A 19642-nucleotide genomic window follows, 5' to 3' on the forward strand; every position below is an offset into this window, starting at 1 on the left:
GTAGCGCCGGCCGTTGGCCGGCCCAGGCGGTCCTTGCCATCCCATGACCCCCGGACCACCTTGTAATTGTCACCTTTGGGTGAGACAGTCCCTTGCCGCTAGAAAAGACGGCAATGATGACCAAGAAGATTCCGCTGTTGATCGACACCGATCCGGGTGTCGATGATGCCCTGGCCCTGTTGATGGCCTTTGCCGATGAACGCCACGACATCGTGGGCCTGACCATCGCCGCCGGCAATGTCGGCCTGGACCACACCGTCCGCAACGCCCTGAAGCTGTGTGAAGTCGCCGGTCGTGACGACGTGCCGGTGTTCGCCGGTACCCCCGACCCGCTGATCCACCCCTCGGTCGACGCCGCCCACGTGCACGGGGCCGATGGCTTCGGTGACGTGAACCTGCCGCCGGCCGCACGCCAGGCCGAGGCCGAGCACGCCGCGCTGGCGATCCTGCGCCTGTCGCACCAGTACGCCGGCGAGCTGTTCCTGGTGGCGCTGGGTCCGCTGACCAACCTGGCGCTGGCGCTGAAGCTGGACCCAACCCTGCCGCAGCGCGTGAAGCGCTTCCTGGTGATGGGCGGCGCGGTCACCTGCCACGGCAACATTACCCCGGCGGCCGAATTCAACATCGCCTTCGACCCGGAAGCGGCACACGTGGTGTTCACCCAGTTCCCGCAGATTGAAGTGGCCGACTGGGAAGCGACGGTCGCGCACGGCCTGCTGCACAAGGATGTCGAACAGTGGCTGGCCGCTGACACCGACAAGGCGCGCTTCTATGAGCTGATCTCGCGGCAGACCCGGCTGTGGTCGGAAGACAGCCGCGGCGAGCGCTGGTTCGCCGCCGATGCCCTGGCCATGGCCTGGGCGCTGCAGCCGGAAGGTGCCCTGCGGGTGGAATCGCGTCCGCTGAACGTGGAACTGGCCGGGGTGCACACCCGCGGTGCTACCATTGTCGACTGGAACCGCCAGACCGGGCAGCCGGACAACACCCAGCTGCTGATGGCCTACGACCAGGGGCGCTTTGAAGCCCAGGTCCGGGCCGCGCTCGGGGTTGCCTGAGGCCCCAGCGGCCATGTTCACATCGAGCGGACCTCCGGCTTGCCCCCAGGGCGGGCCGGCGGTTATAATGCCGCTCTTGCGTTTTCCCATTTCTTTTTTACGGTGTGCCTCATGAAGGACGATATCCATCCGAACTACCGTGACGTGGTCTTCCATGACGTCACCTCCGATTTCAAGATCCTGACCCGCTCGACCATGGGCACGAAGGAAACCATCAAGTGGGAAGACGGTAACGAATACCCGCTGGTCAAGGTGGAAATCTCCTCCGCCTCGCACCCGTTCTACACGGGCCAGCACAAGGTCATCGACACCAGCGGCCGCATCGACAAGTTCAACCGCCGTTTCGGCAAGAACTGATCTGCGCCGCGGGTACGCCCGCGTACCCCGGGAACAACGGTCGCTTCGGCGGCCGTTGTTTTTTTTTGCCTGTGGTTCCAGGTGGGTGGGGCAACCCTGCTGGAATATGAACGTGGATTCATAAATTGTCGGGCGGGGCGGAACGCAGTGTCCGTATCGGCCCCCTCAAGCCCCGTCGTACCTCGCTGCGAGGGCGTTTGCGCCCCCTCCATCTACGACTTCAGTCCTAGGGCGTCGGAAATGTTGCTGTGCGATAATGTCGTGATCCACAGCACAGGTTGTGGACTTCCTTCACGTGCCTGACCCATGCGCTTGGGCGGGCGCCTTCCCCTGAGGAGCGCACACAGTGTCCGATCTTGATCAGGTCACGCTCAACGCCGGCGAAAAGTCGGTTGTTCTGCCCGTCATCAAACCCACGCTCGGTAACGATTGCGTCGATATCTCGAAGCTGACCAAGGAAACCGGTCTCTTCACTTACGACTCCGGCTTCACCGCCACCGCCAGCTGCAAGTCGGCCATCACCTATATCGACGGTGACAAGGGCGTGCTGCTGTACCGCGGCTACCCGATCGAACAGCTCTCGGAAAAGTCGAGCTACGTCGAAGTGGTCTACCTGCTGATCAACGGCGAACGTCCGAGCGCCGAGCAGCTGAAGGCCTTCACCGACGAGCTGGCTGCTGAAGCCAACGTCGATGCCTCGATCAACACGCTGATCGGCAGCTTCGACAAGGATGCCCACCCGATGGCCATCCTGGCCGCTGCCATCGCGCAGCTGTCGGCCAAGTACCACGCCTCGCTGGACCTGGCCGATGCCGAACAGCGCCGCAAGGCCGCTGTGCGCCTGATCGCCAAGGTGCCGACCCTGTCGGCGCTGATCTACCGTCATGGCAAGGGCCTGCCGGCCAATAAGCCGGACACCTCGCTGGACTACGTCAGCCGCTTCCTGAAGCAGACCTTCGAATCGGCCGATGGCCAGTACGAACTGAACCAGGACGTGGTCAAGGCGCTGGACCTGCTGTTCATCCTGCATGCCGACCACGAGCAGAACGCCTCGACCTCGACCGTGCGTCTGGTCGGTTCGACCGGTGCCAACCCTTACGCGTCGGTCGCCGCTGGCGTCACCGCGCTGTGGGGTCCGGCCCACGGCGGTGCCAACGAAGCCGTGCTGAAGATGCTGGAAGAAATCGGTTCGGCCGACAACGTCGAGTCGGCCGTGCTGAAGGCCAAGGACAAGACCTCGGGCTTCCGCCTGATGGGCTTCGGTCACCGCGTGTACAAGAACTTCGACCCGCGCGCCAAGGTGATCGGTGAGATGACCAGCAAGGTGCTGACCCAGCTGGGCGTGCAGGATCCGCTGCTGGACGTTGCAGTGAAGCTGGAACAGGCCGCACTGCAGGACGACTACTTCGTCGCCCGCAAGCTGTACCCGAACGTGGACTTCTACAGCGGCATCATCTACAAGGCGCTGCAGATCCCGACCGAGATGTTCACCGTCATGTTCGCCCTGGGCCGTACCTCCGGCTGGGTCGCGCACTGGCTGGAACAGCAGGTCGATCCGGAAATGAAGATCGGCCGTCCGCGCCAGGTCTACACTGGCCACGACGTGCGCGACTACCAGGCGTAATTGCCCGGTAACACCGCTGCGAAGAACGCCCCCGACTTTCGGGGGCGTTTTTTTATGCGTTATCGCTATCGGATTGCTTGCGTTTCGCCCACACCCCCATGCGCTTTAGGAACGTTTGAATACGGCGCGCGATGCAACTTGCCGAACATGCGCGTCCACATTCTTCTGGAACGCCACGCATGAACCCGATCATCAAGCACGCCGCTGTCGCACTCGCTCTGTGCACCACTGCCATGTCCGCGCACGCCGCTGAAGCGCACATCACGGTGTGGGCCAACGTCGATCCCACTTTGTCGCTGCTCAAGGCCGATGGCAGCGCGCTGCCCGACGCCGTGCAGCTGCCGTATCGCGCAGGGCAGGGATTGAGCAGCTGGACCGAACGCGTGCGCATTTTCTCCAACGACACCACGCTCGATGTCGACGTGCGTCTGGCCGAACCGGCTGTGCTGGTGCCGCGCGTCGCCGCCGCCGGTGCGGTCGACGTGCCGCTGCGGGTCACCCTCAACGGCCGTGAACTCGGCGTGGCACCGGTCGACTTCACTGCCGACCAGCTGTTCCAGGGAGCCATTCCGGGGGCGTCGATCGAGATGCCGCTGACCGTCGCCCAGGCGGTTGCCGCACCGATCACTGCCGCCGGTCTGTATGACGGTCCGGTCAGTCTGGTGCTGGCGCAGAAGGCCGGCAGCCTGTAAGCGCCAACGGGTGCGCCGGCCCGCTGCGGTCCGGCGCGCCTGCACGTTGTCATGCGTACCTGCCTGTCCTTACTGTCGTTGCTGGGGCTCACCCTGCTGCTGCCGAACACGCCGCCTGCGCACGCGCAGCGCCTCCCTCCCGGATTCGAGGACCTCGCCGATGGCCACGCCGAGCGCGTGGAAATACGCGCCTTCGGGCGTTCGGCCGGGCTCTGGCCGGTATGGGTCACGCTGGAGCACGTACAACTGGAGCAGCCCCTGCAGCTGCTTGCCGCGCTGGGACTGTCCGACGAAGCACAGGTGGCGCTGCTTCCCGCCGTGTCCGCGCCGCTGCCGCGCGACAGCCACCTGGCCTGCCTGCACGCGCAGCCTCAACTGGGCTGCGGCTGGCGTGAGGCACCCCAGGATGCCACCACCATGACGGCCATTTTCGATGAGGCGGAGAGCGTGCTGCTGCTGTTTCCGTCGTCGCAGTGGTTGCCCTCCGCTGACGGCCGCGCGCGCTACCACCAGGTGTCCGAGCAGGCCCGAAATGCGCTGGTGCATCAGCAGGTGATGCAGCTCAGTGGTGGGGACGGCGAACTGGCGTTCAATCTGCATGGACGCGCGGCACTCGGCTTGGGGCGCGCCGGACATCTGGGGGGCAGCTGGAACCATGCGCGATGGCGCGTTCCCGGGTTACCCGCGCAGACGCGCACCGACGTCGACGAGCTCTACTACCGGCACGATCTGTGGACGCAGCACTACCTGCAGGTGGGCAGGATCGACCGGCGCAATCTGTCCAGCCCGCTGGGCGGTCAGTTCGGACTCGGTCTGCTGCCATTGGTGCGGATGCAGGGTCTGCGTGTCGGCTCCACGCTGGCGTATGTGGACACCGATGTACTCGACGACGCGCTTGCGGTGAACGTGTTGCTGGGGCGCGATGCGCGGGTGGATGTCTTCGACGGCGAACGCCTGCTGCAGACGTTCTTCCTGCCGGCAGGTGCCCATCAGCTCGACACCCGGCTGTTCCCGGCGGGGAGCTATCTGCTCACCCTGCGCATCCATGAAGACGGCCGCTTCGTGCGCAGTGAAAACGTGCCCTTCCAGCGCAGCATCGGCAACGGCGATCCGGGCCTGCAATGGTTCGTGCAGGGCGGGCGACAGGATGAATCCGGCTTCGCAGGTTCCTCCGCGTCGGTGCTGCAGGCAGGTCTGCGGCTGCCCGTTGGCGCAGCCAGTGTCGGTGTGGGCATCTCGCACAGCCAGGGCGTTGCAACCCAGGAGCTGCGGACAGGCCTGCGTCGCGCGATGGGACCGGTCGACGTGCACGCCGACCTCGGCGTGCTGGCGGCCAGCGACGGCGCGCGAGGAGGGCAGATGCAGCTCAGCGTGCGTCATTTCGCCGCCTGGAATCTCTACCGCCAGCGCATGCGCGGCGATGCGTGCGGCCACCGCACGGAGCGGCCGGCTGCAACCAGCACCTGCGCCGACGCGCTCAGCGCATCGGTGTCGCTGCCCGTGCTGGCGGGGCATCTGCATGTGGCCCACACCCGGCGGCGCAGCGCACACGCCGATGCCACCCGCAGCCTGCAGAGCAGCTACACCCGTACCCGTGTCTGGCGGGGGATGAGTGTCGGTACCCGCGTGAGCCTGTGGCAGCAGCGCAGCGACGGCGCGTCGTCCCGACCGCGTGATCGTGGTCTGCAGCTGTCGCTCACCCTGACCCGCCTGGCGCGTGCCGAAGGACGCATCCGCCTGCAGCGGGCCGGTGCAGAACTGCGCCAGCGCAGTGGCCAGGCCCCCGAACGTCAGCTCCGGCTGGGCCAGAGCTGGCGGGAAGAGCAGGACGACAGTGCACGCAGCCTCACCAGCGAACTGGCGCTGCAGCCCGGTGGCCACGCCGATGCGCTGCTGGCGGGCGAGCTGCGGCGACCGTGGGGGCAGGGCGGCGCGACGCTTGCGCTGGCGCGCACGCCGGAGGCGCAGCGGTTGTCGTGGAGTGCGCACCACAGCACCGCAATGGCGCTGTCGACGCAGGGCATCTACTGGGGTGCCGCAGACGGAGCTGATGCCGGTGTGGTCGTTGCCGTGGATCCTGAAGCAGATACGGATCCCTCGCTGCGTGGCCCTGCCGCCGAAGTGCAGGCGGCGGGCAGCCGGCGACACACCCTGCGCGTGGGTGAGCGCCGGCTCCTGCCGATCAGTGGCTACCAACGCCACCACGTACGCGTGCAGGACGTCAGTGCGGACACGCCTGCGGCGGTGTTGCGTGCGTCGGCAGCCAGCACCGAGCTCAAGCCGTTTCTGCCGCCGGGCCGGGTGATGCTGGTCCCGGTCGCCGTGGAGACGACGTACACCTATCTTGGAACCGCGGAGGACGAGGCGGGCGACGCGTTACCAGGTGCCTCCATTCTCAATGCCGCGGTGCCTGGGCTGGGCGAGGAGGGCGGATTCCTGGTCGAGTTCGATCAACGCCAGCCGTGGTTGTATCTGTTGCACGGCGAGCGCCTGCTGCGCTGTCCGCTGCAGGTGCGCGAGCGTCGGATTGGACTGTTGCGGGTGGGCACCGTGACCTGCGCGCCAGTCACCCATGCACAACTGCCGGACGCGATCGCCGCGCAGCCCCGCGTGCAGCACCTGCTGTCCGCCCGGCTTCCCGTGGTGACCGAACCTGCAGCGGGCGCGCCATGATCGTGCGTGTCGTCTTGCAGGTACTGTTACTGCTGCTGCCCGCTGCGGATGCGTGCGCACAACGTCCCCCGGTGACGGTGCCGCCCGGCGGTGTCACCCGGGTGACCGTCGCACATGCTTTTGACCGCTCCGCACCGCAGGGGCTGGAGCTATGGGCCGTACGCACCGTGCTGGGGTACGACGAAAGCGCGCAGGGCCATGGCCGGTTGCATGTGACCTGCACCGACGACCCGGCGCGCGGGCGTTGTCCCCAGGCCGATACCGGCCAGGGGCCGGTCGGGCCGGCTCCGCTGTGGATGGAGTTCACCGAGCAACGCAGCGGCCAGCGCGTCACCCTGGCACTGACCGGATCGCTGGAGCGGATCGAATGGGAACGCACCTGCAGTGATGATTACTGGGACAAGGCCGTGTTCCCGCTGTGGACGTCGGAGCATCGCGACTGCCACATCGCGCCGACCGGCACGGCGGCGACGCTGGTGCTGGACGCGTCGGAGATCGTGCAGCTGGTGGCGGGTCGCTGGAACGGCGAGCTGCACCTGGACGTGCGACGCAGCGGCGGGGCGCTGATCGGACGTCACGAGTTCGTGCTGGAGATCGCGGTCAGCGACCACACGCGCGCCACGCTCCACCTGCCCGCCTACGGATCCTCCAGCGGGCAGCTGCAGCTCCCGCTGGACTACCGTGCGTTGCCGTTGCCGGCCAGCATCGGCGGCAGCGCGTCGCTGGAGCTCTGCCTGTACGACGGGGTGGGGGCCCACAGTCCCCGGGTGCTGCTCAGCGCGCACGACACCGGGCCGGGCGCGGCAGGCCACTTCTCGATCTGGCATGAGGGCGGCGGCGAGGGCCTGCACGACCGCATCGACTACCACCTGCGACTGCAGCACGGCGAGCGTGAGTGGGCCCTGGACAACCACGTCGAGCTGTCCCTGGACGACATGGAGCGCGCACCGCTGCGCGCGGTGACCCTGCCGGGACTTCCCTACCCGGTGTACTGCGTACCGATGACGATGACCCTGCGGGTGCCGCGCGTGCCCGCGGCAGGCAAGCGCGAGGGGCGCTACCAGGGCGGACTTGTCCTGCGCATGCGCCTGCCGACCCGACGACCCTGAACCCACTGGAGACTTCACCATGCTGCTGCGATGCCTGACAGCGCTGTTCCTGCTGATTCCCCTGAGCGCGCACGCCAATCTGGACGTGCACCCGATGCGTGTACACGTCGAGGCAGGCAAAGGTGCCGGCGTACGCGTCCATTCGCAGTCGACGCGCCCGCAGTACATCCGCGCGACGGTCAAGCGCGTGCTGCATCCCGGTACACCGCATGAGCAGGAAGTGGACGAAGCGGCCGGTGAGGCCGCTGCCATCGCGGTGACGCCAACCCGGTTCGCGCTCGCCGCAGGTGGCAGTCGACTGGTGCGGGTGATCGCACTCGATCCGGTCGCGCAGGAAACCGCGCTGCGCGTCTACTTCGAGGCCGTGCCCGCACCGGACGAGCTCGATGCCACCGCGCCTCCAGGCACGGCCAGCGCGACGATCGGTGTCAGCCTGGTCTGGGGCGTGCTGGTCAACGTCCTGCCGCCGCAGGGGCGCGCCGCACTGCAGGTGCAGGGCAACACGCTGCGCAACCGCGGCAGCCTGCGTCTTGGCGTGTTGCGGGTGGACCACTGCCTGGCATCGGGCTGCCAGACGCATCCGGTCGAACGCAGCGTCTATCCCGGCGATGAGGTGGCGCTGCCGTTCCAGCCCGGCGCTGATGCGCGTGTGAACGTTTACTACCGCCTGAGTCGCGACGGCTATCGGGAACACCAGCAGTCGCTGCGTGCAGAGCCTGACAGCGTGGTGGCACCGGTGGCCGATTTCCCCGACCCGAATGAGGAGGCTGCATGAAACTGATCGATCCTGTCCGCGTTGCGCTGCTGCTGGTGCTGTGCCCGCTGCCCAGCGGCGCAGCAGAGACCGAAGATCCTGGAACTGCCGAGCGGACGATCGAGGCGGGGGAGGGCGGGATGGACGCGAAGGCGGCCAGTGTCCCGGACCCCGCCGGCGTTCTGGCCGGTGGACTGGTGGTAGGCCTGGGGGCCTCCAGCGCGCTGCGTCGCGACCGCGTGCAGCGCGAGCATCATGTGCATCACGTGCCGGCCAGCCCCGAGTTGCCAGACGTCTCGCCGCAAGTGAATGCCAATGGGGCGCAGATCGCGCGCAACCGCGATGACATCGCGACGCTGCGCGAGGCACTCAACGGCCTCGTGCCTGGCTACGACGCGGACGACGTGCTGCGCTTCGCGCCGGACCACACGGTCCGCCTGCGCGGTGCCCGGCTGGTGGGACTGGGCGAGGGCGAGATCGGGCCGGACAGCCGGGAGGGCATCAACGGCGCGCAGCTGTTCGCCACGCACAAGCGGATCGGCTCGCTGGAGCACGCGGCCCAGTACGCGAAGGTGGGTGCAGACGACCTGAGTCGTCCTGCGCTGGCGGCGCATCTGGGCAGCGCCTACGGCAGCGACGCGCGCGCCGAGGGCAACGGCTCCACGGCGCTGGGGGCGTACACCTGGGCGCATGGCACCAACTCGGTGGCGATCGGCCGTGGTGCCTACGTGCGGCAGCATGCGGCCGATGGCTTCGCGCTGGGCGCACGGGCCATGGTCTCGGCGGAGAATGGCCTGGCGATCGGTGCGTCCACCCAGGTCCGGGAGGACGGCTACAACAGCGTGGCCATCGGTTACGGCTCGGTCGCCACGCAACGCATGGAAGTGTCCGTCGGAGGCCAGGGCATGCGTCGTCGCATCGTCCATGTGGAACCCGGTGCGGCTCCGGACGATGTGGTCACCGTGCGCCAGCTCAACCGGCTGGCCGGTCTGCTCGGGGCTGGCGAGATCACTGCCGACGGGCAGGTGCCGGGCCGTCACTACACGGTGCTGGGCGTCCGCCACGACACCGTTGCAGGCGCGCTGGGCGAGCTTGATCAGGGCCTGCGCGGCACCCAGCAGGCGTTGGAAACCGCGACCTCGGCGCTGCATCAGCGGGTCGATGATCTGGGCGGGGCGACGGTAAGCCATGAGCAGGCGGCCGTGGCCGAGGTTGAGGGAACGGCCACGGTCGCGCGCGCGGCCGGGGCGATTCCCGCCACCCTGCCGCGCCGGGAGCCTTCACCCGCGGTCGCCGACCTTCCCATCGATCATCGTGCGGTGGACACCGCCGTCAATCGCGCCAACGCCTACACCGACCAGGCCGTCTCCGGTGTCGAGCGCCGCCTGGGTGAGCGTGTGGAACGCCTGGATCGCCGCCTCAACCGCATGGCCGCCATGGGCGGTGCGCAGGCGGCGATGGCCATGAACACCGCCGGATTGCCCACCTGGAACCGGCTGGGAGCCGGTATTGGCCACGCAGACGGTGAATCGGCGTTGGCGGTGGGCTACCAGCGGGTACTGGACCGTCGCGCAGCCACCACGGTCAGCCTCAACGGGGCCTTCAGTTCCGGCGGTGAGCGCACTGTGGCGATGGGGTTCGGCGTGGGCTGGTGACTCAGCCGTCGCCCAGCCAGCCGTCCATCTCCTGCTCGGCCAGCAGGGTGCGCAGTTGCGTGCTGGACGCGCGCCGCATGGGCTTCTCGTCAACCGCCGACAACGGCGGTTGGCGCAGGGCATCGAAGGGCAGGACGGCGATGTCGAAGGTCAGGCCTTCGGCACTGAACACCCAGACCGGCACATCCAGCGCGCGTTCCCGGTCCAGCCGCAGCCGACGCGTGCGCGACTCGGCCGGAATGCCGTGTTCGTCGAGGAAGTAGTGCACCGCATCGGCTTCGTCGGTATGCAACTGCAACTGCACCGGGCTGTGATTGTCGGCGGTGCCATCCAGGACCGGTCCGCACAGGCGAGGCGAGAAACCGTGCAGGAACTCCATCGCACGCAGCGCCGCTTCGCGCTTTTCGCGCAGCTGTTCGCCATGCCCGGCCCCGGCGAACAGGCGCTGATGCTCGCGCAGTGCGTCCTCGATCTCGGTGTTGCGCGGCAACGAGGCATCGTCATGGATGCCCAGTCGAGCGGCTGCTTTGAGCTTGGCTTGGTGGTAATCGCGGATACCGCCCTCGGCCATCAGCCGGGCGGCTTCGTGGGCGAGCCGATGCCGGCGCTCGCGGGTCTGGCTGGCTGCATGCTGACGTGCACGGTGCATGAGCGGTGCTCCCCCTGTTACGACCTGGTCCCCACTCTACAACCCGGACGCGTAACGCGCACGGGGTACAGGCTGGACCCACGCATTCCCCCCATGAGGGGAAGGGAATGCGTGGAATGTCGCCCAACGTCGACGAATGTCGACGATCAGAAGATGTCGAAGGCGGCGTCGTCGGCCTGCGGGATCTGGGTGTTGAAGTCGTACTCCTCGAGCTTCTCCATGTCCTCGACCTTGACCCATTCGGTGGCCCCGTTGAGCGTGGCCTGGACCATGCCCTGCGGCGGCTCGTTCTGCATGATCGGAGTGTCCTTCAACGCCACGCGCATGTAGTCGATCCAGATCGGCAGGGCGGCACGGCCGCCATACTCGCGGTAGCCAAGCGAACGGAAGTCGTCGCGGCCCACCCACACGGTGGTCACGTAGCGACCGCCGAAGCCTGAGAACCAGGCATCACGATGGTCGTTGGTGGAGCCGGTCTTGCCGCCCACATCCTCGCGGCCCAGGACCTTGGCCGCCGTACCGGTGCCGCGCTGGACCACGTCGCGCATCATCGACACCAGCTGGTAGGCCGTGCGTGCATCGATCGCACGCGGTGCCACGCGCGCGTCCGGATTGACCGGGGCTGCCGGTTCAGCCGGCTTGGCGGTTGCCGCCGGCACCGGCGCGGAGGCGGACTGCGCCGCACCGAAGTTGAACCCGTCCACCACCTGGCTCACCGGGGCGCCACTGCTGGTGCCGGCGCAATCGCGGCAGGCCAGGGCCGGGTTTTCCTTGAACACCAGGTTGCCGTCACGGTCATTGACCTGGTCGATCAGCCAGGTGTCCACGCGCGAGCCGCCATTGGCGAACACCGCATAGCCCCGTGCGATCGACAGCGGGGTCAGCGAGGCCGTACCCAGCGACATCGACAGGTTCGGCGGCAGCTCGGCCTCGGCAAAGCCGAACTCGCTGATGTACTTGCGCGCATAGTCCACGCCCATGCCGTCCAGCAGGCGCACCGACACCAGGTTGCGCGACTGCACCAGTGCCTCGCGCAGGCGCATCGGCCCGCGGAAACCGCCGCCGTCGTTCTGCGGCTGCCAGGTCTTGCCGCCGCGCTCGCGGAACACCACCGGGGCATCCAGCACGATCGAGGCCGGGTTGAAGCCCTTGTCGAAGGCGGCCGCGTACACAAACGGCTTGAAGCTCGAGCCGGGCTGGCGGCGCGCCTGGGTGGCACGGTTGAACTTGTTGCCGGAGAAGCTGAAACCGCCGACCAGCGCCTTCAGCGCACCGCTTTCGGCGTCCAGCGAGACCAGCGCCGACTGCCCGCGCGGAATCTGATCCAGCAGCCATTCGCCGTCCTTGGCCCCGGCACGCACGCGCACGATGTCGCCACGCTGCACCAGCTTGGCCGGGGTCTTGTTGGTCCACTTGGCGGCCGAGGCCGGCAGCGTGATCTCGGTGCGGTTGGCCAGCACCACCGTGGCGCTGCCATCGGCCGCCGTGCCGGACACGATGGCCGGCACCAGCCCGGCCTGCGAGGGCATCCAGCGCAGGTGGGTTGCCAGTGCGGCAGCGTCATCGGATGCGGTGACCGGAATCTGCTGCTCCACCCCGTGCCAGCCATGACGGTGGTCGTAGGTCAGCAGGCCATCGCGGACCGCCAGATTGGCCGCGGTCTGCATCTCGGCGTTGATCGTGGTGGTCACGTGGTAGCCCTTGTTGACCACGTCGCCACCGAAGCGCGCGATCATCTCCTGGCGGACCAGTTCGGCCACGTAGGGGGCCTCGACCTGCACCGGCGGCTCATGCGCGCTGGCGTGCATCGGGATCGCCTTGGCCGCGTCGGCCTCGGCCTGGGTGATGAAGCCCAAGTTGGCCATACGCTGCAGTACGTAGTAGTCCCGGCGCTCGCGGGCACGTTCGGGATTGCTGATCGGGTTGCCGCTGGACGGGAACTTGGGGATGCCGGCCAGCGAGGCCATCTCGTCCAGCTGCAGGTCCTTGAGTTCCTTGCCGTAGTAGAACTGCGCCGCCGCGGCCACGCCATAGGCGCGGTTGCCGAAGAAGCTCTTGTTCAGGTACAGCTCGAAGATCTCGTCCTTGGTCAGTTCCTGCTCGATCTTGCGCGCCAGCAGGATCTCCGCCAGCTTGCGGGTGTAGCTGTACTCCGAGCTCAGGAAGAACTGCCGGGCCACCTGCTGGGTGATGGTCGACCCGCCCGGTACCCGTTTGTCGTTGGTGGTGGCCAGCAGCCAGACCGCGCGGGCGATGCCCTTGTAGTCCACCCCGCCGTGCTCGTAGAAACGGGCGTCCTCGGTGGCCAGGAAGGCCTGCTTCAGGCGCTCCGGAACCTCCTTCATGGTGATCGGGATGCGCCGGGACTCACCGAAGACGGCCATCAGCTGGCCGTCACTGGCGTAGACGTACATGGGCTCCTGCATCTCGATGTCGCGCAGGGCCTGCACGTCCGGGAGCTTGGAGGAAATGGCGTAGTAGAGGCCACCTGCGACGGCAGCGCCGATCAGTGCCAGGACCAGGAAGGCGACCAGCAACCAGCGCAGCCAGCGGCGAAAGCGTGTCATCAGTGACAGATTCCGATTGCGAATTTCGTGGCCGCAGAGTATAGATTACGCAAGGGAACGGCTGGGGCTGTTCCTGGGGAGCCAAGTCGAGAACCGTCTGGGGAGCCGTAAAACGTGTCGTAGTGCGCGTTTTGCAGCTTGGCGGTTGCGATTTGAAAAAAAACCGTTATTAATGCGCGGGCGCAGGTGTTGCGCTCAAGTGCCCGTCGGCAGGGGAGAAACCGTGGGGCTTATCCCAAAAAGCCAGACGCCGCTAATCGGCGTCGACATCAGTTCGACTGCGGTTAAGCTATTGCAGCTTTCCCGCAGCGGTAACCGTTTCCGCGTGGAACATTACGCCGTGGAACCTCTTCCGCCGAATGCGGTGGTGGAGAAAAACATCGTGGAAGTGGAGGCCGTGGGTGAGGCCATCCGTCGCGCGGTGAACCGTTCAGGAACCAAAGCCAAGCACGCTGCGGCGGCGGTGGCCGGTTCGGCGGTCATCACCAAGCTCATCCCGATGCCCGCGGACCTGGACGAGAACGACATGGAAGCCCAGGTCGAGCTCGAAGCGGTCAACTACATCCCATACCCGATCGAGGAAGTGAACCTCGACTTCGAGGTGCTGGGCGCGATCCCCAACAACCCGGAAATGGTCCAGGTGCTGTTGGCGGCCTCGCGTTCGGAGAACGTGGAACTGCGCCAGTCGGCGCTGGAGCTGGGCGGCCTGAGCGCCAAGGTGATGGACGTGGAGGCCTTCGCGGTCGAAAACGCCTTCGCCCTGGTGGCCAGCGAGCTGCCCATCGCCAGCGACGGTGTCGTCGCCCTGGTGGACATCGGTGCCACCATGACCACGCTCAATGTCCTGCGCGGTGGGCGCAGCCTGTACAGCCGCGAACAGGTGTTCGGCGGCAAGCAGCTGACCGACGAGGTCATGCGCCGCTACGGGCTCACCTACGAGGAAGCCGGCCTGGCCAAGCGCCAGGGTGGACTGCCGGAAAGCTACGAAGTGGAAGTGCTGGAGCCGTTCAAGGAAGCCACGGTCCAGCAGATCAGCCGCCTGCTGCAGTTCTTCTACGCAGGCAGTGAGTTCAACCGCGTCGACCACATCGTGCTGGCCGGCGGTTGTGCCGCACTGGCCGGTCTGCCGGAAATGGTGGAGGAACAGCTGGGCGTGGCCACGGTTGTGGCCAATCCGCTGGCACAGATGACGCTGGGTCCGAAGGTGCAGGCACATGCCCTGGCCCAGGACGCGCCGGCGCTGATGATCGCCACCGGTCTGGCGCTGAGGAGCTTCGACTGATGGCAAGAATCAATCTATTGCCCTGGCGCGCCGAACGGCGCAAGCAACGCCAGCGCGAGTTCATGACCATGCTGGGCTTCGCCGCCATTGGCGGCGTGCTGCTCTCGGCGCTGATCTGGTTCTATTACGACCGTCAGATCAGCGGGCAGGGCGATCGCAACACCTATCTGCAGACCGAGATCGACCTGGTCAAGGCGCAGAACAAGGAAATCGAGCGTCTGGACCGTCAGAAGGACCGCCTGCTGGCGCGCAAGCGCGTAATCGAGGAACTGCAGGCCAAGCGTTCACAGATGGTGCACCTGTTCGATTCGCTGGTGCGCACCATTCCCGAAGGCGTGGTGCTGACCTCGGTCAAGCAGGAAGGCGACATCCTCACCTTGGGCGGCCGTACCCAGTCCAACGCCCGGGTCAGCGCCTACATGCGCAACCTGGAAGGTTCGGGCTGGATGACCAAGCCGGAACTGACGGTGATCGAAGCCAAGAAGCCGGATGAGGACAAGGACAAGCAGCCGACCACCATCGCTGACATCGCCTCGCTGCCGTACATGTTCGAGGTCAAGGTGACCCTGCCGGCCACCAGTGAAGCGGTGGACGGCCTGGCTCCGGATGGCAGCGTGGCTCCGGCGGCAGATGCCGCCGTGCCGGCCGCCGCCGCACCTGCTCCGGGCGGTCCGCAGGCACCGGCAGTACCGTCGGCGGCACAGCCGCTCAACGGTCCACCGCCGCCGGTGCCGGTCCCGTCGGTACCGGCGGGCAGCCGCATCGTTCCCGCCGCCCCGGCCGCTGAACCCGCGCCGTCGAGCACGCCGCAGAAGGGGGCCGCATGAGCCAGAAGAAAGTCAATCTGAAAGAACTGGACTTCAACAACATCGGCAGCTGGCCGCAGCAGGCGAAGATCGTCTTCTGTGCCCTGCTGGCGCTGCTGATCGTGGGCCTGACCTGGTTTGCGCTGATCACCGGCAAGCGTGAAGAGCTGGCCGGACTGGAAAGCACCGAAGTCACCCTGCGCGAAGAGTTCGAGAAGGAACAGGGGCGTGCGGTCAATCTGGAGCCGCTCAAGCAGCAGCTGGCCCAGATGGAGCAGGTGCTGCAGCAGATGCTGCGCCAGCTGCCCAGCAAGACCGAAATGCCTGACCTGATCATCGACATCTCGCAGACCGCGCTGTCCAGCGGCCTGACCAACGAGCTGTTCCAGCCCGGCGAAGAGATGACCAAGGAGTTCTACGCTGAAAAGCCGATCGCCCTGCGCATGGTGGGCAGCTACCACCAGTTCGGCGCGTTCGTCAGCGGCGTGGCCTCGTTGCCGCGCGTGGTCATCCTGACCATGCACGACATCAACCTGAAGCCGAAGGACCCCAAGACCGGTATCACCGCACGCAGCGGGGCGCTGGAACTCTCGGGCACGGTCAAGACCTACCGCTATCTGGATGACGTTGAAATGGAAGCGCAGGAGAAGGCTGCCGCCGCTGCAGCGCCGGGTGCCACCCCGACCGGAGGTACGCCATGACCTTGGCTTCCACTGCACGGGTCGGTGGCCTGATGCTGCTGGTGCTGCTGGCCGGGTGTGCCCGCAGCATCACCAGCACGCCGGGTGACGCGCCCAATCTGGAAAAGTGGGTGGCCGACGTGCGTGCACGTCCGGCTCCGCCGCTTGAACCGCTGCCGGTCATGCAGCAGTTCGAAACCTTCGAGTACTCCGCGCAGGGTCTGCGCGATCCGTTCACCGACGCCTGGGCCCGTTCCAATGACGGTTCCAGCGGCCTCCGGCCCGATCCGGACCGCCGCAAGGAGCCGATGGAAGCCTTCCCGCTGGACGCCCTGGACATGATCGGTTCGATCGGGGGCGGCCCGGGGCTGGTCGCACTGGTAATGGCACCGGACAAGGTCACCTATCGGGTGCGTCCGGGCGTTTACATGGGGCAGAGCGACGGCCGGGTGACCGGGGTCTACGAAGACCGGATCGAGCTGATTGAACTGGTGCCGGATGGCGCGGGCGGCTGGCTGGAACGGCCTGCTTCGCTCTCGCTTGAAGATCAATGAATGATTATGGGGATTGCACGATGACCTTTTCCAACGCCATGCTGCAGCGTCCCACCCGGCGCCCGAAGCTGATCCACATGTGCGCGCTGGGAGTCGCGCTCATGCTGGCCAATGGCACGCTGATGGCGGCAACGCCGGCAGCGACCACGCACGCTGCTGCCGATGCCGCGCCGGTGACGGCACCGGCCTCGCTGGCGGTGTCCAAGATCGACTTCAAGCGCGGTGAAGACGGCTCCGGCCGCCTGATCCTGCAGTTCGACGGTACCGGGGCCAACCCGGACCTGCGCAACCAGGGCAATGCCGTCGTCATCGACGTCGGCAATGCCACGCTGCCGGCGAACCTGCAGAAGTCGATCAACGTGACCGACTTCGCCACGCCGGTGCAGCGCATCGATCCCAAGCCCTATGGCGGCGGCACCCAGCTGGTGCTCAACACCAACAGTGCGTTCGAGTCGCTGGCCTACCAGACCGGTAACGAGTACGTGGTCGAGATCAGCCCGCGCAAGGCGGTTGCGGCCACCGGTGCGATCAACGCCACCACCGTGACCCAGGCGGCGACCGCCCTCGGCGCACGCGGCTACACCGGCAAGCCGGTGACATTCAACTTCCAGGACGTGCCGGTGCGCACCGTGCTGCAGTTGATCGCCGAAGAGTCCAACCTGAACATCGTCGCCGCCGACACCGTCGAAGGCAACGTCACCCTGCGCCTGGTCAACGTGCCGTGGGACCAGGCACTGGACATCGTCCTGCGCGCCAAGGGCCTGGACAAGCGCCAGGACAACAAGGTGATCTGGGTGGCTCCGCAGCCGGAGCTGGCCAAGTTCGAGCAGGACAAGGAAGACGCGCGGATCGCGATCGAGAACCGCCAGGACCTGGTCACCGAGTATATCCAGATCAACTACCACAACGCCGCGCAGATCTTCAAAGCGTTGACCGAGGCCAAGGGTATTGGCGGCGGTAGCTCTGGTGGCAGCAATGGTGGTAGCGGCAGCTCGTCAGAACAGGACAGCGGCTTCCTCTCCTCACGTGGTCGTCTGGTCGCCGATGAGCGCACCAACACCCTGATGATCAGCGACATCCCGAAGAAGATCGCGCGCATGCGCGAGCTGATCAACGTGATCGATCGTCCGGTCGACCAGGTGCTGATTGAAAGCCGCATCGTGATCGCCACCGACACCTTCGCCCGCGAGCTGGGTGCGAAGTTCGGCATCACCGGCAGCCGCGACAATGTGTACTTCAGCGGCAATACCACCAACAACCACAGCAACATCTCCAGCGACGCCGACCGGGTCAATGACTACAACAATGCCGTGCGTGACTGGTTGAACGAAGGTGGCGAAGGTGAAGCCCCGGTGCTGCCGCCGCGCACGATCTCGCCCGGGCTGAACTGGAACTCGGCCGTTGCCCAGACCCTGAACCCGGGCTCGCTGGCACTGTCGATCCTCAACGCCGGTTACCTGCTGGACGTCGAACTGTCGGCCATGCAGCAGGAATCGCGCGGCGAAGTGATCTCCAATCCGCGCGTGGTCACCACCAACCAGCGTGAAGCGGTGATCAAGCAAGGTAAGGAAATCGGCTATGTGACCATCACCGGTGGCGGTGCCGGCCAAGCGGCCACCGCGAACGTGCAGTTCAAGGAAGTGGTGCTGGAGCTGAAGGTCACCCCCACCATCACCAACGACAACCGCGTGTTCCTGAACATGTCGGTCAAGAAGGATGAAGTGGAAAGCTACATCGTGCTGGAAGGCTACGGCCAGGTGCCGACCATCAACCGCCGCGAAGTGAACACGGCAGTGCTGGTGGACGACGGCCAGACCGTGGTGATCGGTGGCGTGTACGAGTTCACCGACCGTAACAGCGTCAACAAGGTGCCGTTCCTGGGCGACGTGCCGTTCCTCGGCAACCTGTTCAAGAAGCGCAGCCGCAACAAGGACAAGGCCGAACTGCTGGTCTTCGTCACCCCGAAGGTGCTGCGCGTGGCCAAGACCAACTAAGGTCTGCCTCATTCGCACCACCTGATGCAGGAAGGGCCGCCGAGTGCGGCCCTTCTTGCGTTCAGCCATTCTTGATCCCGTTGCGGGCCCGGCCCTGCCATGATGTGTCGGGAACCTGGTGCCCGTTGCGCCGGTCTGACGGATGCCATGAACCTGCCCCCTCCGATGCCTGAAACTGCTGCCCACCCTTCCGCAATCGAAAGCGGCACGACCGCCGACCGCGTCCACGACGGCTTCCGTGCCCTGCGTGACGCGCTGGGCCGGGAGATTGTCGGTCAGCGTGAGCTGGTCGATCGTCTGCTGACCGCCTTGCTGGCCGACGGACACCTGTTGGTGGAGGGCGCACCCGGGCTGGCCAAGACCACCGCGATCCGCGCGCTGGCCGCCCGCCTGGAGGCCGATTTCTCGCGTGTGCAGTTCACGCCGGACCTGCTGCCGGCCGACCTGACCGGCACCGAGATCTGGCGTCCGCAGGAAGGACGATTTGAGTTCGTCCCTGGTCCGATCTTCCATCCGATCCTGCTGGCGGATGAAATCAACCGTGCCCCGGCCAAGGTGCAGTCCGCGCTGTTGGAGGCGATGGGCGAGCGCCAGGTCACGGTCGGTCGGCATACCTACGCGCTGCCGCCGCTGTTCCTGGTGATGGCCACGCAGAACCCGATCGAGCAGGAAGGCACCTTCCCGCTGCCCGAAGCGCAGCTGGACCGCTTCCTGATGCACGTGCGTATCGGATACCCCGATGCAGAGGCGGAAACCGAGATCCTGCGGCTGGCACGCGAACGCGCGCGCGACGTGCTGGGGCAGGTGCCGCCGCCGCCGGCGCGCATGTCGCTGGAGGATGTATTCGCCGCGCGCCGCGCCGTGTTGAACCTGCACATGGCACCGGCGCTGGAGCGCTATGTGGTGGAACTGGTACTGGCCACCCGTGAACCGGCCCGCTATGACGCGGCGCTGGCGCGGCGCATTGCCTGGGGCGCGAGCCCTCGTGGCTCGATCGCCCTGGAGCGCTGCGCACGCGCACGCGCATGGCTGCAGGGGCGCGACTATGTCACCCCCGATGACGTGCGCAATGTCGCCCCGGACGTGCTCCGCCATCGTGTGCTGCCCAGCTACGAGGCCACGGCCGAAGGTTGGGACGGTCAACGTCTGGTCACTGAACTGCTGGCCCGCGTGCCGGTGCCCTGAGTGGCC

At 66.7% G+C, this 19642-nt stretch carries 16 protein-coding genes; 14 read left to right on the forward strand and 2 right to left on the reverse strand.

Annotation, left to right across the window (positions count from 1 at the left end; all coding sequences use genetic code 11):
* Nucleotides 1-116: 116 nt before the first annotated feature.
* From QMX83_RS07225 to QMX83_RS07260, 8 genes are all read left to right on the forward strand, one after another.
* Nucleotides 117-1055: a nucleoside hydrolase gene (locus QMX83_RS07225; protein WP_282295943.1), complete on the forward strand. Its 939-nt coding sequence runs from the start codon at nt 117-119 to the stop codon at nt 1053-1055.
* A 111-nt stretch (nt 1056-1166) separates the two neighbouring features.
* Complete coding sequence (locus QMX83_RS07230; protein WP_125362240.1) at nt 1167-1412, forward strand: type B 50S ribosomal protein L31; 246 nt, start codon at nt 1167-1169, stop codon at nt 1410-1412.
* A 346-nt stretch (nt 1413-1758) separates the two neighbouring features.
* Nucleotides 1759-3036 carry a citrate synthase gene (locus QMX83_RS07235; protein WP_282295944.1) on the forward strand — a complete coding sequence of 426 codons (1278 nt, stop codon included), beginning with the start codon at nt 1759-1761 and terminating at the stop codon, nt 3034-3036.
* 179 nt (nt 3037-3215) lie between these two features.
* A complete protein-coding gene (locus QMX83_RS07240; protein ID WP_282295945.1) occupies nt 3216-3728 on the forward strand; it encodes a CS1 type fimbrial major subunit in 513 nt (170 codons plus the stop codon).
* A gap of 51 nt (nt 3729-3779) precedes the next feature.
* Nucleotides 3780-6401: a CS1-pili formation C-terminal domain-containing protein gene (locus QMX83_RS07245; RefSeq protein WP_282295946.1), complete on the forward strand. Its 2622-nt coding sequence runs from the start codon at nt 3780-3782 to the stop codon at nt 6399-6401.
* Complete coding sequence (locus QMX83_RS07250; protein ID WP_282295947.1) at nt 6398-7510, forward strand: CfaE/CblD family pilus tip adhesin; 1113 nt, start codon at nt 6398-6400, stop codon at nt 7508-7510. Before QMX83_RS07245 ends, QMX83_RS07250 begins: the two co-directional genes overlap by 4 nt.
* A gap of 19 nt (nt 7511-7529) precedes the next feature.
* Nucleotides 7530-8285 carry a pilus assembly protein gene (locus QMX83_RS07255; RefSeq protein WP_282295949.1) on the forward strand — a complete coding sequence of 252 codons (756 nt, stop codon included), beginning with the start codon at nt 7530-7532 and terminating at the stop codon, nt 8283-8285.
* Entirely contained in the window at nt 8282-9919 is a 1638-nt protein-coding gene (locus QMX83_RS07260; protein ID WP_282295950.1) for a YadA-like family protein, read from the forward strand. The genes QMX83_RS07255 and QMX83_RS07260 overlap by 4 nt, the downstream gene beginning before the upstream one ends.
* A 1-nt stretch (nt 9920) precedes the next feature.
* Here QMX83_RS07260 and QMX83_RS07265 read toward each other — a convergent pair whose 3' ends face one another.
* A complete protein-coding gene (locus tag QMX83_RS07265) occupies nt 9921-10568 on the reverse strand; it encodes a hypothetical protein (RefSeq protein ID WP_282295951.1) in 648 nt (215 codons plus the stop codon).
* A 146-nt stretch (nt 10569-10714) separates the two neighbouring features.
* Nucleotides 10715-13135: a penicillin-binding protein 1A gene (locus QMX83_RS07270; RefSeq protein WP_336618953.1), complete on the reverse strand. Its 2421-nt coding sequence runs from the start codon at nt 13133-13135 to the stop codon at nt 10715-10717.
* A gap of 223 nt (nt 13136-13358) precedes the next feature.
* Here QMX83_RS07270 and QMX83_RS07275 point away from each other — a divergent pair, with 223 nt between their 5' ends.
* The 6 genes from QMX83_RS07275 (at nt 13359) to QMX83_RS07300 (ending at nt 19636) form a co-directional block, all read left to right on the forward strand.
* Complete coding sequence (locus tag QMX83_RS07275; protein WP_336618954.1) at nt 13359-14417, forward strand: pilus assembly protein PilM; 1059 nt, start codon at nt 13359-13361, stop codon at nt 14415-14417.
* The gene (locus tag QMX83_RS07280; protein WP_282295953.1) at nt 14417-15244 is read left to right on the forward strand and encodes a PilN domain-containing protein; all 828 of its coding nucleotides are present in this window, start codon (nt 14417-14419) and stop codon (nt 15242-15244) included. The genes QMX83_RS07275 and QMX83_RS07280 overlap by 1 nt, the downstream gene beginning before the upstream one ends.
* Nucleotides 15241-15924 carry a type 4a pilus biogenesis protein PilO gene (locus QMX83_RS07285; protein ID WP_282295954.1) on the forward strand — a complete coding sequence of 228 codons (684 nt, stop codon included), beginning with the start codon at nt 15241-15243 and terminating at the stop codon, nt 15922-15924. The genes QMX83_RS07280 and QMX83_RS07285 overlap by 4 nt, the downstream gene beginning before the upstream one ends.
* 32 nt (nt 15925-15956) lie before the next feature.
* Nucleotides 15957-16457: a pilus assembly protein PilP gene (locus QMX83_RS07290; protein ID WP_282295971.1), complete on the forward strand. Its 501-nt coding sequence runs from the start codon at nt 15957-15959 to the stop codon at nt 16455-16457.
* Between the two features lie 20 nt (nt 16458-16477).
* Nucleotides 16478-18451 carry a type IV pilus secretin PilQ family protein gene (locus QMX83_RS07295; protein WP_282295955.1) on the forward strand — a complete coding sequence of 658 codons (1974 nt, stop codon included), beginning with the start codon at nt 16478-16480 and terminating at the stop codon, nt 18449-18451.
* Between the two features lie 147 nt (nt 18452-18598).
* On the forward strand, nt 18599-19636 hold the full coding sequence (locus QMX83_RS07300; RefSeq protein ID WP_282295956.1) for a MoxR family ATPase: 1038 nt from the start codon (nt 18599-18601) through the stop codon (nt 19634-19636).
* The last annotated feature ends 6 nt before the right edge of the window (nt 19637-19642 follow it).

The organism is Stenotrophomonas sp. PS02289, from assembly GCF_029960115.1.
GTDB lineage: Bacteria > Pseudomonadota > Gammaproteobacteria > Xanthomonadales > Xanthomonadaceae > Stenotrophomonas.